Raw genomic sequence first — 17,110 nt, forward strand, 5'->3', positions numbered from 1 at the left:
TCGGCCGAAACCATATCTGACGGGACCAGATACGATGTACAGCCCTTATCCAGGATACGACATGTTCGGCGGCGAAGGCATGCAGGCCGCCGAGGAAGGCATGCAGGCGCGGGCCGGATACCCGCTGCCCGACGGCGTGGAGAAAGCCAAGCCGGAGGAATTGGAGGCGGCGCTGAGGACCGTGCATGATCCGGAAATTCCGGTGAATATCTATGACCTCGGCCTGATCTATGAATGTACGATGCAGGATAATGGGGACGTGGATGTTACCATGACGCTCACGGCGCCCGCCTGTCCGGTGGCCGGTGAGATGCCGGGGCAGGTGGCGCAGGCGCTGGCCGGTGTGGAAGGTGTCGGCGAGGTTGTGGTGACGCTGACCTGGACGCCGCCCTGGACGCCGGATCAGATGTCCGACGACGCCAAGATGGCCCTGGATTTCTTTTAAGGACGTCTTTCGGGAGATTTCTTTCGGCGCGGCGCTTGCGGACGGGATTGGCGGACCCACATTACCGCCTTGAGGATGATGGAGATTTGAAATGTTCGGTACCGGTACACCAATTCTGACCCTGACGGACGCTGCCGCGCAGCGCGTCAAGGCGTTGGTCGACAAAGGCGGGCAGGATGTCCTGGGCCTGCGCGTTGCCGTTGCGAACAAGGGCTGCTCGGGCCTTTCCTATGTGGTCGAATACGCCAAGGACAAGAAGCAGTTCGAAGAAGTGGTCGAGGACAAGGGCGTGAAGGTCTTCATCGACCCTGCGGCGGTCATGTTCCTGATCGGTGCGGAAATGGACTATGAGGAAAGCAAGTTTTCCTCCGGCTTTACCTTTGCCAACCCGAATGAGACCGCGCGTTGCGGTTGCGGCGAAAGCTTCAGCGTTTCCTGATCCCGACCGCCGACTTCATTTGGCGCGAAAGCGTTTCTTCCTCTAGCCATCCGTTCCCTATTTCCCCTAACATCCCCGCATGTGTTAAGGGCCACAGGGGCGCGTATTGCGGATTGAGCAAAATACAGCATTCTCGGAGCTTCTGGAAATTGCCGGGGTGGACGGCGCTCGTTATGCCGTGGCGGAAATGGACAATTTGGGGCCACGGCTGTTGCAGGAAATCCAGGACGGAATGCGAGCGGCTGACGGTCTCGCCGTCGCCGAGGCTGCTCATTCCTTGAAGTCCTCCTGCGGGGCGTTGAGCCTGAATAGATCCGCGGATCTGGCTGACACGCTGGAGGACAAGGCCAGATCCGGCGGCGATGCCGGGGATCTCTCCGACCTTGCCGCTGCGTTGCAGGAGACGTTCAGGGAAGAGCTTGAAACCGTCCGTTCCTATCTTGATCGGCAAACGTGAAATGACGCGCCTCAGCAATATCAAGCTTCGGAAATCGGTTATTGAGACCTGCCTGGCAATGAACGCCAGCGGGATCAATCAGGGCACATCCGGTAATGTCAGCGTCCGCGGCGGGAAGGGGTTTTTCGTTACCGCTTCCGGGGTTACCTACGACACGATGACTCCGGACCAGGTCGTGGAAATGGATCTGGACGGCGGCTATTTCGGCGACTGGCGTCCGTCTTCAGAATGGCGCATGCATCTGGACATCTACCGCGACCGGCCCGAGGCCCAGGCCATCGTCCATACCCATTCAACCCATGCGACCGCGCTTTCCTGTCTGCGCAAGGATATCCCGCCTTTCCACTACATGATCGCGGTTGCCGGGGGGACCTCCCTGCGTTGCGCGGAATATGCCACTTTCGGCACCAAGGAACTGTCCGCCAACATGCTGCGGGCGCTGGAAGGGCGGAAAGCCTGCCTGCTGGCAAATCACGGTACGATCAGTTTCGGGCCAACCCTGGCGAAGGCATTGTGGCTCGCCGGCGAGGTCGAGGCCCTGTGTCAGCAATATTTCCTGGCCTGCGAGGCGGGTGAGCCTGCAATTCTGGACGACGCGGAGATGGTCCGCGTGCTCGAAAAATTCTCGACTTACGGAAAACAGGACGAGGAAGCCCTCGCCAAGGAACAAGCTGCCGGCGAGGCCCCGGTCCGGCGCGGTTGACCGCCATGACCGGCTGAATAGGCTGAATTTCCGGCATTGCCGCTTGCCCCGTCACGGGAACGCCAACAAGATGCGCCCAGCGGGTAATCGAAGCCCGGTTAGAAAAATGGCTGACTAGGTTCAGGGTGGGGTATGGCTGACTTGGATGCGTGGCGCGCGTTCCGCAGAATTCACGAATTGGCGGATCGATTGCCTGAATTGGCGGGTGACGGCGTCATCATCCGCGCATTGGATCATGTCCTCACGGGTCATAGCCTGAAGCAGGCGGTGGATGCGGCGGAAAAAGCCCTGCGGGCCCACGGCATCCGCCCTGGTGACAGGGTCCTGATTGTGAATGAAAACTGCGCCGCGCTTTGTGTGCTGATTTTCGCGGTCAGCCGTATCGGCGCCTGGTCGGTGATCGTCAACGCCCGGATCGCCAAGGCGGAAATCGACCGGATCGCGGGGCATTGCGGACCCAGGGCGCGGTTTTATACGACAGGCATTTCCGAACCGGCCGCGGCGATGGCACAGGCCGATGGTGCGGCGGTAATCGACCTCGGCTCGGTTGCCGGTATTCAGGCGACCCCTGCAGTTGATGCCGTTCCCGAAACGAACGAGCCGGAGGGTGCCGATGCGGTCGCGGTCCTGCTCTACACATCGGGCACGACCGGGCAGCCGAAAGGCGTCATGCTGACGCATGGCAACCTTATCTTTACGGCGCAGCGATCTTCCGAACTGCGCGGTACAAAGCCTGGCGAGAAGACCCTGGGTGTCTTACCGATCTCCCACGTCTTCGGTCTGTCCTCGGTCTTTGTCGGGACGGTGTATGGCGCGGGGGAACTGATCCTGCGCTCTCGTTTCAACGCACAGGAAATGGCCGATCTGCTGGAAAACGACGGCGTCACGATCTTCCAGGGCGTGCCCGCGATGTACGCGCATTTCCTGGAACTCGCCACGTTACGCGGCAAACCCTTGATACCACCACGGATACGTTATGCCTCGGCGGGCGGCGCTCCGCTGGATCTGTCGATCAAGCAGCGCATCGAAGCAATGTGGAAAATTCAGCTGAAGAACGGCTACGGTCTAACGGAGACGACCGCCGGGGTCTGCGCGACGACCGGCGATAATCCGGCGGACGACGACAGCGTGGGCGTTCTGTTCAAGTCGGTGGAAGCCCGGATTGTCGATCCGAATACGCTGCAGGACATGCCGGACGGAGAGATCGGCGAGTTCTGGGTTAGAAGCCCAGGCAATATGAAGGGCTATTACCACAATCCGGAAGAAACAGCGAAAGTGCTGCTGCCCGATGGCTGGTACCGCACCGGCGATTTCGCCAGACGCACAGCCGACGGCTTTTTCTATATTGCCGGCCGGTTAAAGGAATTGATCATACGGTCAGGATTCAACGTTTATCCCATCGATGTGGAGACGGCACTGAACAGCCACCCGAACGTGGCTTTGTCGGCCGTCGTCGGGCGTGCGGTCGACGGCAACGAGGAAGTTGTCGCCTTTGTTCAACCGGTAGCCGGCCGGACGATATCGGTGGACGAACTGCGCGCCCATGCCGAGGCAAGCCTCGCCCCCTACAAACGCCCGTCGGAATACATTTTCAGCGACAATCTGCCGGTTACGCCGGCGGGAAAGATATTGAAGAACTCGCTGCGCGAAGAAGCGCAGAACCGGGCGCAAGCCGGTTAAGCCGGAACGAGGAGAGATTGATGTCCCAATTGTTCAAGACCCGGATCACCGACCTGTTCGGGATAGAACACCCCCTGTTGTGCGGTGGCCTGATGTGGCTTTCGGATGCGAATTATGTCGCCGCCAGCGTCAATGCGGGGGGCATGGGCTTCATCACGGCGAAGACCTTTCCGGACCCGGAGGCCTTTCGGGCTGAGTTGCAGAAATGCCGGGAGCTGACCGGCGGCAAGCGGTTCGGGGTGAACCTGTATCTGTCGATGCAGCCGGGCTCCAACGAGATGCTGCACAAACATGTGGACATCATGCTCGCCGAAGGGGTCGATCTCGTCGAGACGGCGGGCATGCCGCCGCAGGAATTCCTCGGCGACTTGAAGTCGGCGGGCGTCATCATCAATCACAAGGTCGCCTCCATCAAACACGCGAAGAAGGCGGAAACCCTGGGCGTCGATGCCATCACCATCGTCGGGGCCGAATGCGGGGGGCATCCCGGTCTGGACCTTGTCGGAACCATGGTACAGACCGCCGCGGCGGCGCAGAGCCTGACGATCCCCTATATCGTGGGCGGCGGAATCGGTCATGGCAGCCAGGTGACAGCCGCGCTGGCCATGGGAGCGGACGCGGTGGTCATGGGATCCCGTATGACCGTCTCGGAGGAGATCTGGGCTCATCGCGCCTACAAGGACAAGGTGGTCGAGGCGAGTGAACGGGACACGCGGTTGATCATGTCTTCGTTCCGCAACACATACCGCGCCTTCGACAACGAGGATGCGCGGTCGGTCTCCAAGCTGGAGAACGAAGGCGTTACCGATTACGAGGAATACAGACCCTATGTTGCCGGCATCCATCAAAAGGAAGCCTATACCAGCGGCGATTGGAACAAGGGGGTGCTCTCCCTTGGCCAGTCCGCCGTCTTCGCGACGGAGGTAAAGCCGGTCGCGGGGATTTTCGCGGATATCCTGGCCGAAGCGAAGGCAGCGGCAGAGCGCCTCGACGCGCTGCGCTTCCCGGCCGCGGCGGCGGGGCGCGTCGCCTAGAACATATCCTGCGCATATCGCATCACCTGGATCAATTTGGAAGATCGTGCGTTAGGTGTGGGGGCGCAAGTGATGCAAGGCGGATCGGCAGCAACGTAAACGAAAGGCAAGGTTGGCGCTCTTCCGAATCGTGTCAGCCACCGCGTCCGGCAGACCGGCGTCGCGGCGCGCCTGATTCCCGTCCAGAAATCCGCCAGTCCCGTCTCAGCAATGCCCTTTGAGCGGAAAGGGCTCTAGGTCATGGACGCATGAAAGAAACCGCCGCCTTTCTTGGAAATTCGGGCATTCGATAGAGACGCGTTGAAGGTCCGACGAGGATCCCAAGAAGGCGACGTGCCCAAATCACTATGAACGCGTGAGAGTAGGTGTGTGGTGTCCGTTTGTTTTACTGCTTGGCGGTTCGGCTTCCTTTCAACGTTTTCGAGTGACGCGTGACGGGATAAACTCCGGTCATGGAGTCCGCTGTACATCTATTGACCATCCTGATCGCCGCGTGGGTGTTTGGACATCTCGCCGAAGCGGTCAAGATTCCGGCCGCCGTGGGTCAGGTGCTGGCCGGCGTGGTGGCGGCGGTGGCGGGCGGTTATATGCCCGAAAACGCGGTCTGGCTCTACGGCATCGCTGCCGATCCGGCCGTACATGCCGTAGGCGAAGCCGGCATCATCATGCTGCTCTTGTATGCTGGCATCGAAATGCGTCCCACCGACATTGCTCAACATGAAAAGCAAGCCTTTGCCGTCGCCATTGGTGGCGTGGCGGTACCGCTCGCCTTGGGTTTCGTGTTGGCCTGGGTATACCTTCCCGACAGCGACGCACGCAGCGCGCAGGCGTTCGTGGTCGGCGTGGCGTTGTCCATCTCAGCCATTGCTGTGGCGGCCAAAGTGTTTATGGACTTCGGCCTGATGCACCACACCATTGGCCAGGTGAGCATCGCCGCCGCTGTGATCGACGACATCATAGGTTTGATCCTTCTAGGCATCGTTACCGAACTGATCACTAAGGGCGCACCGCCCGACGCCATGGCGCTGGCGGCGATGTTGGGCAAGGTCGCGGTGTTCTTCATTGTCACGTGGGCGATCGGCCATTTTCTGTATCAGCGACTATGGGCCATGTTGCATCGGGTGCACATGCCTGGTCTCAGGATCATGACTTTGCTGGCGGTTGCCTTGGTCTATGGCCTGTTCGCGGAATGGCTGGGGCTGCACTTCATTTTGGGCCCTTTCATGGCAGGGCTTTATTTCGAGCCGAAGCGTGTCGGAAGAGCGGCCTACAACAGTATCGACCGCACGGTGAATTCCGTGACAAAAGGCGTACTCGGCCCGGTGTTTTTCGCTTCTATCGGGTTGACGGTGGATTTGAGTGCTCTAATCGAAGTGCCGGGCTTTCTCGCAGCCTTGGTGGTCGTAGCGATCATCGGCAAGCTGGTGGGCTGTGCTCTGCCTGCCTACTTGGCCAATGGGCATAATCCGCGGGACGCCATCGCCATCGGCATCGGCATGAGTGGACGCGGCGCCGTGGAACTGTTCATCGTTTCCATCGCCGCAGAGGCAGGCTTATTCACAATCGGCAACGGCGTTCATCCGATCCTCAGCAATATGTACAGCGCGCTGGTGCTCACCGCAGTCATCACCACGGCGCTGACACCCATTCTGCTGCGCGTGGCGCTCAGTCACCGACGGGTTGCCGATTCTAATCCGTCGGAAGGACATAGTCCTTGAACATGTCGCGCAGTTCCGTCTTGCGGATCTTTCCGGTCGCGGAATGGGGGATCGCCTCGACGAAGGCGATATCGTCGGGCAGCCACCATTTGGCGACCTTGGTCGCCAGATAATCCTGGATGCCGTCCTTGGTGGGCTCGGCTCCGTCGCGCGGAACGACGACCAGCAACGGACGTTCGTCCCATTTCGGATGGGGCAGGCCGATGGCCGCGGCCTCGGCTATGTCCGGGTGGCCCACAGCCGCGTTTTCGAGGTCAATGGAACTGATCCACTCGCCGCCCGATTTAATCAGGTCCTTGGAGCGGTCGACGATCAACAGAAAACCCTCTTCGTCGATGGTCGCGACATCGCCGGTCTTGAACCAGCCTTCTTCGTCGAAGCAGCCGGCATTGGCGTCTTCGTCGTTGTAATATCCACCGGTGATGAAAGGACCGCGAACGTAAAGCTCGCCCGATGTCGTGCCGTCATGCGGCAGTCGGTTGCCGTCCAGATCGGTGATCTTCATCTCGACCTGGAACAGGCGGCGGCCCTGCTTTGCCTTCGTGTCTATCCGTTCATCGATATCCCGCCCGTCATACCGGGGCGGGAGGACGCCAATCGTGCCGATCGGGCTCATTTCCGTCATGCCCCAGCCGTGCACGATATCCATGCCGTAATCCTTCTCGAAGGTTTCGATCATGGCGCGCGGCGCGGCCGATCCGCCGATCAGCATCGATTCCAGCGCCCCCGGTTTGGCGTCGCGTTTCCGCATTTCGCCGATAAGGCCAAGCCAAACCGTCGGGACGCCCCAGGCGGCGGTCACGCCTTCCCCGTCCATCAAGTCGAACAAGCTGGCCCCATCCAGATGCGGGCCCGGGAAAACCAGGCTGGTGCCCGTCACCATGCAGATATAGGGAAGACCCCAGGCATTGACGTGGAAGAGGGGGACGACCGGAAGGACAACGTCGCGGGTTTCCAGGTGGAAACCGTCAACCGCGGCGACGGAAAGGGCATGCAGCACATGCGACCGGTTCGAATAGAGGACGCCTTTCGGGTTGCCGGTCGTTCCGGACGTGTAACACAGCCCTGCAGCCGCGTTTTCGTCCAGGTCAGGCCAATCGTAGGATGTCGGATGCCCTTCAAGCAGGTCCTCGTAGCACAGTACATTCGGGAGGGAGGTATCCGGCATATGCGCCCGGTCGGTCATGATGACCACTTGTTCGACCGTTGGGAACTTGCCCTGCATCTTCTCGATGATCGGTACGAAGGTGAGATCGATGAACAGCACGCGATCGCCCGCATGGTTCACGATGTATTCCAACTGCTCCGCGAAAAGCCGTGGATTGATCGTATGACAAACCGCGCCGATGCCGGAGATCGCGTAATAGAGTTCCAGGTGGCGGTGGCCGTTCCAGGCGATGGTCGCGACGCGATCGGCTTCTTCGATGCCGAGCGCTTTCAATGCATGCGCCAGTTGCGCGACCCTGTCCCTGGTTTCTGCGAATGTCTGGTGGTGGATGTCGCCTTCAACCCGACGGGAGACGATCTTCTGGTCCGAATGGACCTCCGCTCCATACTCGATCAATGACGAGACGAGCAGGGGCCGGTTCATCATCAAGCCACGCATATTTTCCTCCCAATTCCTTGACGCGGAACCGGAATCCGGCGCGTCCCTTTCTTTTTGTGAGGGAATCTTGGCCGCCGCAGGTCGGTAAGGCAAGCGGGTTTCATCGGGCTCGACAGGGCGGCAACCCAGTCGGTAGTCTTCAGGCAATACAGACAGAACGATGAAACAGGGGGGAAGCGGAATGATCTTCGATCTATCGGGCAAGACGGCACTGATTACAGGGTCTTCACGCGGGATCGGCCGAGCAATCGCCGAGGCCATGGGCGGCTTGGGCGCCAATGTGGTGATTTCCAGCCGAAATGCCGAGGCTTGCGAGCAAACCACGTCCGAACTGAAAGCGACCGGGATCTCCGCGGTATCAATCCCTTGCCATATCGGCAGGAATGATGAATTGCAGGCCCTGGTCGACGGCACGCGCGAGGCGTTCGGCCAAATCGACATTCTGGTCTGCAACGCGGCGATCAACCCGGTCTACGGCCCCTTGGCGGAGGTATCCGACGAAGCCTTTGACAAGATCATGACCACCAATGTCCGGTCCGCTTTCACGTTGTGCAAGATGGTACTGCCGGACATGGCTGCGCGGCGCGACGGGTCGATCATCGTGATTTCCTCCATCGCCGGTCTCTACGGCAATGATCGGATCGGCGCATATGGCGTATCCAAGGCGGCGGAAGCGCAACTGGTCCGCAATCTGGCGGTCGAATGGGGACCGAAGAACATCCGCGTCAACGCGATTTCCCCTGGCCTGATCAAGACGGATTTCGCCCGCGCCCTGTGGGAGGACCCGGAAGTGCGCAGCCGTTCCGAACGCAAGGCGCCGTTGCACCGGATCGGCGAGCCGGAGGAAATCGGCGGTCTGGCCGCTTTCCTGGCATCCCCGGCGGCCAGTTTCATCACCGGCCAGAACATCGTCGCCGACGGCGGCCAGACCATCTCCAGCGGGGCGTAACATGGGAACGCTTGGACCTGTCAGTGACGCGCATCGTCTGGATGAAGGCCGGTTGGCCGAGTATCTCGTCGGCGCCGGGTTGGACGACTTTCGGCAACCGATGACGGTGCAGCAATATCAAGGTGGCCAGTCGAACCCCACCTATAGGTTGGAAGCGGGCGGCACGCGCTATGTGCTGCGAAAGAAACCGCCCGGCAAATTGCTGCCCTCGGCCCATCTGGTGGAGCGGGAATACCGCGTGATGAAGGCATTGTCGCAGACCGATGTGCCCGTCCCCACCATGCATCTGTTGTGCGAGGAGGAGGAAGTCATCGGCACGACCTTTTTCCTGATGGAATATGTTGAGGGACGGGTGCTGCCCGATCCGGCGATCCCGGAAGCGTCCTCCCCGGCGGAACGACGGGCGACCTACGAGTCGCTCTGCGATACGCTGGCCAAGCTGCATAATGTGGATTTTGAGGCAATTGGTCTCGGCGATTTCGGCAAGCCTGCGAACTATGTTCAACGGCAGATCGACCGTTGGACCAAACAGTTCCATGCGGCCAAGACGGAGGAAATGCCGTCGATGGACGCGTTGATCGAGTGGCTGCCGGCCAACATGCCGGAGGAGGACGAGACCGCCATCGCCCATGGGGATTTCAGGCTGGAGAATACGATCCTGCACCCGACGGAACCCCGCGTGATCGCAGTGCTGGATTGGGAATTGGCGACGCTCGGTCACCCCCTTGGCGATCTGGCGTATAATTGCATGACCTTCCATCTGCCGCATGGTGCGCCATCCCTGAAAGGGATCTCGGGACTGGATCTGCGCAAGCTGGGTATTCCCTCCGAAGAGGAATATGTCGCCCATTATTGCCGGATGACCGGGCGGGACGGGATCCCGAACTGGCCCTTCTATATCGTCTTCGCGATGTTTCGCCTCGCCTCCATCTGTCAGGGTGTCTATGCGCGCGCCCTGCAAGGCAATGCGAGTTCCGAGAACGCGCTGGTCGTCGGCAAGAAGGCCGCGGTCCTGGCGGATATCGCCTGGGATATCGCCCGGAAACGTTAATAGGATAACGCGGATCGGTAGATGCCAAGAAAGAGGGCCCCGAATTGGGGCCCTTATCCATTCAGTTCTTTTTGAACTCGATCTTGGCGATGGATTCCAGATGCACCTCGTCAGGCCCGTCGGCAAGGCGCAGGGTCCGTGAATGACCATAGGCATGGGCCAACGGGAAGTCGCCGCTGACGCCGCCGCCGCCATGAACCTGGATCGCCCGGTCGATGACCCGGCCCGCCACCCGCGGCGCGACGACCTTGATCATGGCGATTTCCGCCCGCGCGGCCTTGTTGCCGACCTTGTCCATTTTGTCGGCTGCGTGAAGGGTCAGCAGTCGTGCCTGGTCGATTTCGATCCGGCATTCGGCGACCATCTGGCGCAAGCCGCCCTGTTCCGCCAATGGCTTGCCGAAGGCGACCCGTTCCTTGGCCCGCGCGCGGATGGATTCCAGGGCGCGTTCCGCCTGGCCGATCTGGCGCATGCAATGGTGAATTCGGCCCGGGCCGAGGCGGCCCTGCGCGATCTCGAACCCGCGGCCTTCGCCGAGCAGCATGTTCGAGGCAGGCACACGGACATCCGTGAAGGTCACTTCAGCATGGCCATGCGGCGCATGGTCGTAGCCGAAGACGGTCAGCGCGCGTTCGACCTTCACTCCGGGCGTGTCCATCGGCACCAGGATCATCGATTGCTGTTTATGTTTTTCCGCCGTCGGATCGGTCTTGCCCATGAAAATGGATATCTTGCAGCGGTGGTCCATCGCACCGGACGTCCACCATTTCCGGGCATTGATGACGTAGTCGTCGCCATCGCGTTCAATCGACGCCTCGATATTCGTGGCGTCGGAGGAGGCGACGGCCGGTTCCGTCATTGCGAAGCATGACCGGATCTTGCCATCGAGCAAAGGCTCCAGCCATTGCTTGCGCTGTTCCGGGGTGCCGTAGCGCACCAGCACTTCCATATTGCCGGTATCCGGGGCGGAGCAGTTGAACGCCTCGGGCCCGATGGGGGAACGGCCCATGATCTCGCATAGGCCGGCATATTCCAGATTGGTCAGGCCGGCGCCGTATTCGCTCTCGGGCAGGAAGAGATTCCACAGGCCGGCGGCCCGGGCTTTCTCTTTCAATTCCTCCATGATCGGCGGGACCTGCCAGCGGTCCGCCTGGGATTCCAACTGTTCCTCGAAGACCTTTTCCGCAGGATAGACGTACTCATCCATGAACGCGGTCAATTCGTTGGCCAGTTTCGCGGCCCGTTCCGTTGTTTCAAACATATCTTTTCCTATTCCGCCTTCATCGCCGCATATCGCTTCAGGTGATACTGCGCGTTGCCGAACAGCGCGTTGATCATGGTCAAGCGTTTGAAGTAGTGGCCGATCGGCATGTCGGCGGTCATGCCCATGCCGCCGTGCAACTGAATCGCCTCCTCCCCCACCAGTTTCGAGGAATTGCCGCATTTGACCTTCACCGCCGCGGCAGCTTCGGCGCGTTCCGCCGGGTCGCAGTCGTCCAGCAGCGCGGCGGCCCGATAGGTCAGCGCGCGGGCGAATTGATGCGCGGAATACATGTCGGCCATTTTGTGCTGCAGGGCCTGGAAACTCGAAAGCGGCCGCCCGAACTGTTTGCGTTCCTTGGTATAGTCGACGGTGAGTTCGACCGCCTTTTCCATCGCGCCACAGGCCTCCGCGGCGAACTGTACACAGGCGCGGTCGATGACGTCCTCGACGATCTCAAACCCTTTATCCTGCAAGCCCAGGATCGCATCGGCGCCAACCTTCACGTCCGTGAGGGTGATTTCAGCGGCGCGCAATCCGTCGACCGTGCGGTGACCGCGCACGGTCACGCCCTCGGCCGTACGATCGACAACGAAAAGGGTGATGCCGTCCCGGTCGCGCTGCGTGCCGCTCGTCCGGGCGGAGACGATCAGGCTGTCGGCGGAGCCGCCGTGGTAGACCAGCATCTTCTGGCCATTGATCTTGAACCCGTCCCCCTCGGCATCCGCCGTGACCGTTACGTCGCTCAGGTTGAAGCGTGATTTCGGTTCGCTATGCGCAAAAGCCAATAGGCGCTCCCCCGCGATCATCTCCGGCAGCAGGGCTTCCGCCAAGGGGCCGCCGCCGATATCCAGCGCCGTTCCAGCCAGGATGACGGAGGATGCGAACGGCTCCACGACAAGTCCCTTGCCGAGAGCTTCCATCAGAACGGCCATGTCCACCGCGGTGCCGCCGAAGCCCCCATGTTCTTCCTTGAATGGCAGGCCGAGCCAGCCCAATTCGGCGAAGGTCGCCCAGTTGTCGCGGCTGAAACCTTCCTCGCTCTCGATCAGTTTCTGGCGTGCCTCGATCGTGTAATCGTTCTGCACCAGCCGTTCCGCGGAGTCCTTGATAAGCTGCTGTTCATCCGTCAGCCAAACCGACATCTTTTCCGTCCCCCTGACCCTGTGTGGGTCCTTGGCCCTTTGGTCCCGCTTTGCGGGCCGGGTCTCAAAGTCCAAGCACGCGCTTGGCGATAATGTTCCGTTGGATCTCGTTGGACCCGCCATAGATCGAGGCCTTGCGCCAATTGAAATAGATCGGCGCGGCGCTGGCCGCGTAGTCAGGCCCGAATCCGGGCTCGTTCGCATGCAGGTCCCAGGTTTCCGGGGCGAAGGCATGGGCATGGTTGCCGACCGCCTCGACCGCCAGTTCCGTGATCGCCTGCTGAACCTCGACCCCCTTGATCTTCAGGATCGAGGCCTCCGGACCGGGTGGGTTGCCCCGGGCTTCGCCCTCCAGGGCGCCGATGACCATCGCCTCCAGGGCGTAGAGTTCTATTTCGACTTCCGCCAGTCGTTCCCGGAAGGCAGGATCCTCGGCCAGTGTAATGTCACCGTTCACTTCCTGTTCGGCGATATGCTTCAGGCGCGACAGCTGCCGTTTGGAGCGTCCGACGGCGGCAATCCCGGTTCGTTCGTGACCCAACAGGAATTTCGCGTAGGTCCAGCCCTTGCCTTCCTCGCCGACCCGGTTTTCCACCGGTACGCGGACGTCGTCGAAGAAGACGCTGTTGATCTCCACATCCCCGTCAATGGTCTCGATCGGGGTGACGCTGATCCCGGGCGTTTTCATATCGATCAACAGGAAGCTGATGCCCTCCTGCTGCTTGCCGCTGTCGTCGGTGCGGACCAGGCAGAAGATCATGTCGGCATATTGTGCCAGGGTGGTCCAGGTCTTCTGGCCGTTGACGACATAGTGGTCGCCGTCCCGCACTGCCTTGGTACGCAGCGAAGAGAGGTCGGAGCCGGAACCGGGCTCGGAATAGCCCTGACACCACCAGTCGTCGAAGGACAGAATGCGCGGCAGGTATTTCGCCTTCTGTTCCTCGGACCCGAAAGTGTAGATCACCGGGGCGACCATGCTGACGCCGAAGGGAATTACCCGCGGCGTACTGCCCAGCGCCAGTTCCTCGTCATAGATATGACGCTGGATCGGCGTCCAGCCGGTGCCGCCGTATTCGACGGGCCAGTTCGGCGCAGCCCAGCCTTTCTCGTACATCCGCTTGTGCCATTTGACATAATCGTCACGGTTCAACGGATATCCCAATTCGACTTTCCGCTTCGTCTCGGGATCCAGTTTCTCCCGGATGAAGGTGCGGACCTCCTGCCGGAAAGCTTCGTCTTCAGGACTGAGAACCAGTTCCATCTAATTCCTCCCTATCGGGATTGGCTTGCGTCAGATGACTTCGAACAGGCCGGCCGCACCCTGGCCGCCGCCGATGCACATGGTGACGACGACATTCTTGGCACCGCGGCGCTTGCCTTCGATCAAGGCGTGGCCGACCAGCCGTGCGGCGGTCATGCCGAAGGGATGGCCGACGGCGATGGAACCGCCGTTGACGTTCAGGATATCGTTCGGGATGCCCAGCTTGTCACGGCAATACAGGACCTGGACCGCAAAGGCTTCGTTCAATTCCCACAGGTCGATATCGTCCATTTTCAACCCGGTGCGTTCCAGCAGACGCGGTACGGCGTAGATCGGACCGATGCCCATCTCGTCCGGCTCGCAGCCGGCGACGGCGAAGCCGCGGAAATAGCCGAGCGGTTCGACGCCCAACCGCTCTGCTTCCTTCGCATCCATCACGACGGAAGCCGATGCGCCGTCGGAAAGCTGGCTGGCATTGCCGGCGGTGATGAACTTGTCCGGCCCCATCACCGGCTGCAGACCGGCCAGGCCTTCCATTTTGGTGTCCGGCCGGTTGCACTCGTCCTTGTCTATCGTGACCTCTTCTTCCCAAGTTTCCTTGGTTTCCTTGTTGGTCATGATCTTGGTGGTGGTGATCGGCACGATTTCGTCGTCGAACTTGCCGGATTCCTGACCCGCGGCGGTGCGCTGCTGTGATTGCAGACCGTATTCGTCCTGCGCCTCGCGGCTGACGCCATAGCGTTCGGCCACGATATCGGCGGTTTCGATCATGCTCATCCACAGGTCCGGCTTATGTTCCATAAGCCAGGCTTCCTTGTAGAAATGATTGTTCCGGTGCGGCTGGACCAGGCTGATGGATTCGACGCCGCCGGCGACCATGGCGGGCGCCCCTTCCATGATGACGCGCTGCGCCGCCATGGCGATCGCCTGCATGCCGGAACTGCAGAACCGGTTGATCGTGGTCCCTGCGGAGGTGACGGGCAGGCCGGCGCGGATGGCGCTCAACCGGGCAACGTTCTCACCAGTTGCGCCTTCCGGGAAGCCGCAGCCCAAGACCACGTCCTCGATCAGGCCCGGGTCGATCCCGGCACGTTCAACGGCGTGTTTGATCGCGTGACCGGCCATGGTCGCGCCATGGGTATTGTTGAAGGCGCCGCGAAAGGCTTTGCCGATGGGGGTTCGGGCCGTCGAAGCGATTACGGCTTCACGCATGGATGTGTCCTCCTGTAGATACGCCCGCCTAGAGATCGGCGAAACGCTTGTCTTCCTTGGCAAGTTTCTCAAGCAGCGGCGCGGGCGTCATCAATTCGCCATGCCGTTCATAGAACTCGCACATCTTGTCATAGACGGTCTTCACGCCGACCGTATCGGCATAGAACATCGGGCCGCCACGGTACCGCGGGAAGCCGTAGCCGAAAAGCCAGACGATATCGATGTCGCTGGGGCGCAGGGCGATGCCCTCTTCCAGCACACGGGCGCCTTCGTTGATCAGCGGATAGAGGCAGCGTTCGATGATTTCCTCGTCCGAAATCTGCCGCCGCTCAATACCCTGGCGCTTTGAGGTTTCGACCACCAGTTCCTCAACGACGGGCGAGGGGGTGGCGGTTCTTCCATCGGCATAGTCATGCCAGCCGCCGCCGGTCTTCTGGCCGAACCGGCCCATCTCGCAGATCCGGTCGGCGATGTCGGAGTAGCGCAGGTTGTTCGGATTTTCGGCGCGCTGGCGTTTGCGAATGCGCCAGCCGACGTCGTTTCCGGCCAGGTCCATCATGGCGAACGGTCCCATCGGGAAACCGAAGTCGTAGATCGCCTTATCGATCTGGCTCGGCAGGGCGCCTTCCTCCAGCAGGAAGCCTGCCTCGCGGAGATACGGCCCCAGCATCCGGTTTCCGACGAAACCGTCGCAAACGCCGACCAGCACGCCGATCTTCTTCAGTTTCTTGGACAGGTCCATGACGGTCGCGATGGTTTCGGCGGAGGTCTTCTTTCCCCGAACGTTTTCCATCAGCTTCATCACATTCGCGGGGCTGAAGAAATGCGTGCCGATCACCGATTCCGGCCGGCCGGTGGCAGCGGCGATGACGTCGATATCCAGCATGGACGTGTTGGTGGCCAGGATCGCGCCTGGTTTCGACAGCCGGTCCAATTCGCCGAAGACCTGTTTTTTCAGGTCCATTTCCTCGAACACCGCCTCAATCACGATATCGGCGTCCGCAATGGCGTCCATCTCGGTCGCGCCGCTGATAAGGCCCATGCGGTTGTCCATGTCCTCGGCCGTCATGCGGCCTTTGTCCACAGTCGCCTGATAGTTCTTGGCGATCGTTTCCAGCCCGCGATCCAGGGCGGCCGGGTCATTCTCGATCACCGTCACGGGAATGCCCGCATTGGCGAAGTTCATGGTAATCCCGCCGCCCATGGTGCCGCAGCCAATGACCGCGGCGCTGGCGATTTCCTTGATCGGCGTGTCCTTCGGGACGTCGGGAATTTTGGCGACCTCGCGCTCGGCGAAGAAGGCATGGCGCTGTGAGGCCGCCTGATTGGACGTCACAAGCCCCTTGAAGATCTCCCGTTCCTTGGCGAGGCCTTCCGGACCCGGCAGGGTGACGGCGGCCTTCACGGCCTCGATACAGGCGAAGGGGGCGTCGAATCCGCGGGCTTTTTTGGCGATCGATTTTGCGAAATCGTCGAAGACCTGCGGATTATTCCGAGCTTCGGCGATCTTGTCGTCCTGATCCATGGTCCGGCGCAATTCGCCGGACGCGGCCAGGCGTTCGGCAGCTGCCAGCGCGGCTTCCAGCGGGTCGCCCTCAACGACTTCGTCCACATAGCCCAGTTTGTGGGCCTTTGCGGCGGGTGCCAATTCACCGGAGGTGATCAGTTTCAGGGCCGTTTCAACGCCGGTCAGGCGGGGCAGTCGCTGGGTGCCGCCGGCCCCCGGGATGATCCCAAGCGTCACTTCCGGCAGGCCGAGCCTGGTCTTGGTCGATGCGACCCGATAATGACAGGAAAGAGCGGTTTCCAGCCCACCGCCCGCCGCGACGCCATGGATTGCCGCAACGACGGGTTTCTTCGAATTTTCGATACGCAGGCAGACGCTGGGAAGGTTCGGGTCGGCGAGGGATCGCGGTGTGCCGAATTCGGTGATATCGGCGCCGGCGCTGAACATGCGGCCGGCCCCCTTGATGACGACGGCGGTAACCGCGTCATCCGCTTCGGCCTTGTCCAGGGCGTCGGAAATACCCGTCCGCAGTGCCAGGCCCAAACCGTTTACCGGCGGATTGTTCAACGACAGGACAAGAATCGATCCATGCCGCTCGATCAGAACCGCATCACTCATTTCCGCATTTCCCCCACATTACGC

At 61.0% G+C, this 17,110-nt stretch carries 15 protein-coding genes; 9 read left to right on the forward strand and 6 right to left on the reverse strand.

The window, feature by feature from the left end; all coding sequences use genetic code 11:
- Window positions 1-34: 34 nt before the first annotated feature.
- The 7 genes from ACQK2G_RS02775 (at window position 35) to ACQK2G_RS02805 (ending at window position 6,476) form a co-directional block, all read left to right on the forward strand.
- A complete protein-coding gene (locus ACQK2G_RS02775) occupies window positions 35-445 on the forward strand; it encodes an iron-sulfur cluster assembly protein (RefSeq protein WP_425403492.1) in 411 nt (136 codons plus the stop codon).
- A gap of 91 nt (window positions 446-536) precedes the next feature.
- On the forward strand, window positions 537-884 hold the full coding sequence (locus ACQK2G_RS02780; protein WP_425403493.1) for a HesB/IscA family protein: 348 nt from the start codon (window positions 537-539) through the stop codon (window positions 882-884).
- A 106-nt stretch (window positions 885-990) separates the two neighbouring features.
- A complete protein-coding gene (locus ACQK2G_RS02785) occupies window positions 991-1,341 on the forward strand; it encodes an Hpt domain-containing protein (protein ID WP_425403494.1) in 351 nt (116 codons plus the stop codon).
- A 1-nt stretch (window position 1,342) separates the two neighbouring features.
- Window positions 1,343-2,044 (forward strand): class II aldolase/adducin family protein, encoded by a 702-nt coding sequence (locus ACQK2G_RS02790; RefSeq protein ID WP_425403495.1) that lies wholly within the window; start codon window positions 1,343-1,345, stop codon window positions 2,042-2,044.
- 132 nt (window positions 2,045-2,176) lie between these two features.
- Window positions 2,177-3,724 (forward strand): class I adenylate-forming enzyme family protein, encoded by a 1,548-nt coding sequence (locus tag ACQK2G_RS02795; RefSeq protein WP_425403496.1) that lies wholly within the window; start codon window positions 2,177-2,179, stop codon window positions 3,722-3,724.
- A gap of 20 nt (window positions 3,725-3,744) precedes the next feature.
- Window positions 3,745-4,758 (forward strand): NAD(P)H-dependent flavin oxidoreductase, encoded by a 1,014-nt coding sequence (locus tag ACQK2G_RS02800; RefSeq protein ID WP_425403497.1) that lies wholly within the window; start codon window positions 3,745-3,747, stop codon window positions 4,756-4,758.
- A 452-nt stretch (window positions 4,759-5,210) separates the two neighbouring features.
- A complete protein-coding gene (locus tag ACQK2G_RS02805; protein WP_425403498.1) occupies window positions 5,211-6,476 on the forward strand; it encodes a cation:proton antiporter in 1,266 nt (421 codons plus the stop codon).
- Here ACQK2G_RS02805 and ACQK2G_RS02810 read toward each other — a convergent pair.
- On the reverse strand, window positions 6,448-8,082 hold the full coding sequence (locus tag ACQK2G_RS02810) for a long-chain fatty acid--CoA ligase (protein WP_425403499.1): 1,635 nt from the start codon (window positions 8,080-8,082) through the stop codon (window positions 6,448-6,450). The genes ACQK2G_RS02805 and ACQK2G_RS02810 overlap by 29 nt on opposite strands.
- A 181-nt stretch (window positions 8,083-8,263) precedes the next feature.
- Between ACQK2G_RS02810 and ACQK2G_RS02815 the strand changes: the two genes are divergently transcribed.
- Window positions 8,264-9,031, forward strand: a complete 768-nt coding sequence (locus tag ACQK2G_RS02815; protein WP_425403500.1) for an SDR family NAD(P)-dependent oxidoreductase — start codon at window positions 8,264-8,266, stop codon at window positions 9,029-9,031.
- A gap of 1 nt (window position 9,032) precedes the next feature.
- Entirely contained in the window at window positions 9,033-10,082 is a 1,050-nt protein-coding gene (locus ACQK2G_RS02820; RefSeq protein ID WP_425403501.1) for a phosphotransferase, read from the forward strand.
- A gap of 61 nt (window positions 10,083-10,143) precedes the next feature.
- Here ACQK2G_RS02820 and ACQK2G_RS02825 read toward each other — a convergent pair whose 3' ends face one another.
- The 5 genes from ACQK2G_RS02825 to ACQK2G_RS02845 all read right to left on the reverse strand — a co-directional run bounded on the left by ACQK2G_RS02825 (window position 10,144) and on the right by ACQK2G_RS02845 (window position 17,086).
- Window positions 10,144-11,343, reverse strand: coding sequence for an acyl-CoA dehydrogenase family protein (locus ACQK2G_RS02825; protein ID WP_425403502.1), 1,200 nt, complete (start codon window positions 11,341-11,343; stop codon window positions 10,144-10,146).
- Between the two features lie 8 nt (window positions 11,344-11,351).
- Window positions 11,352-12,488, reverse strand: a complete 1,137-nt coding sequence (locus tag ACQK2G_RS02830) for an acyl-CoA dehydrogenase family protein (protein ID WP_425403503.1) — start codon at window positions 12,486-12,488, stop codon at window positions 11,352-11,354.
- A gap of 64 nt (window positions 12,489-12,552) precedes the next feature.
- A complete protein-coding gene (locus tag ACQK2G_RS02835) occupies window positions 12,553-13,749 on the reverse strand; it encodes an acyl-CoA dehydrogenase family protein (RefSeq protein WP_425403504.1) in 1,197 nt (398 codons plus the stop codon).
- A gap of 30 nt (window positions 13,750-13,779) precedes the next feature.
- Window positions 13,780-14,961: an acetyl-CoA C-acyltransferase gene (locus ACQK2G_RS02840; RefSeq protein ID WP_425403505.1), complete on the reverse strand. Its 1,182-nt coding sequence runs from the start codon at window positions 14,959-14,961 to the stop codon at window positions 13,780-13,782.
- Between the two features lie 28 nt (window positions 14,962-14,989).
- Window positions 14,990-17,086, reverse strand: a complete 2,097-nt coding sequence (locus ACQK2G_RS02845) for a 3-hydroxyacyl-CoA dehydrogenase NAD-binding domain-containing protein (protein ID WP_425403506.1) — start codon at window positions 17,084-17,086, stop codon at window positions 14,990-14,992.
- Window positions 17,087-17,110: the final 24 nt, after the last annotated feature.

This window comes from Hwanghaeella sp. (assembly GCF_965227365.1).
GTDB lineage: Bacteria > Pseudomonadota > Alphaproteobacteria > UBA8366 > Aestuariispiraceae > Hwanghaeella.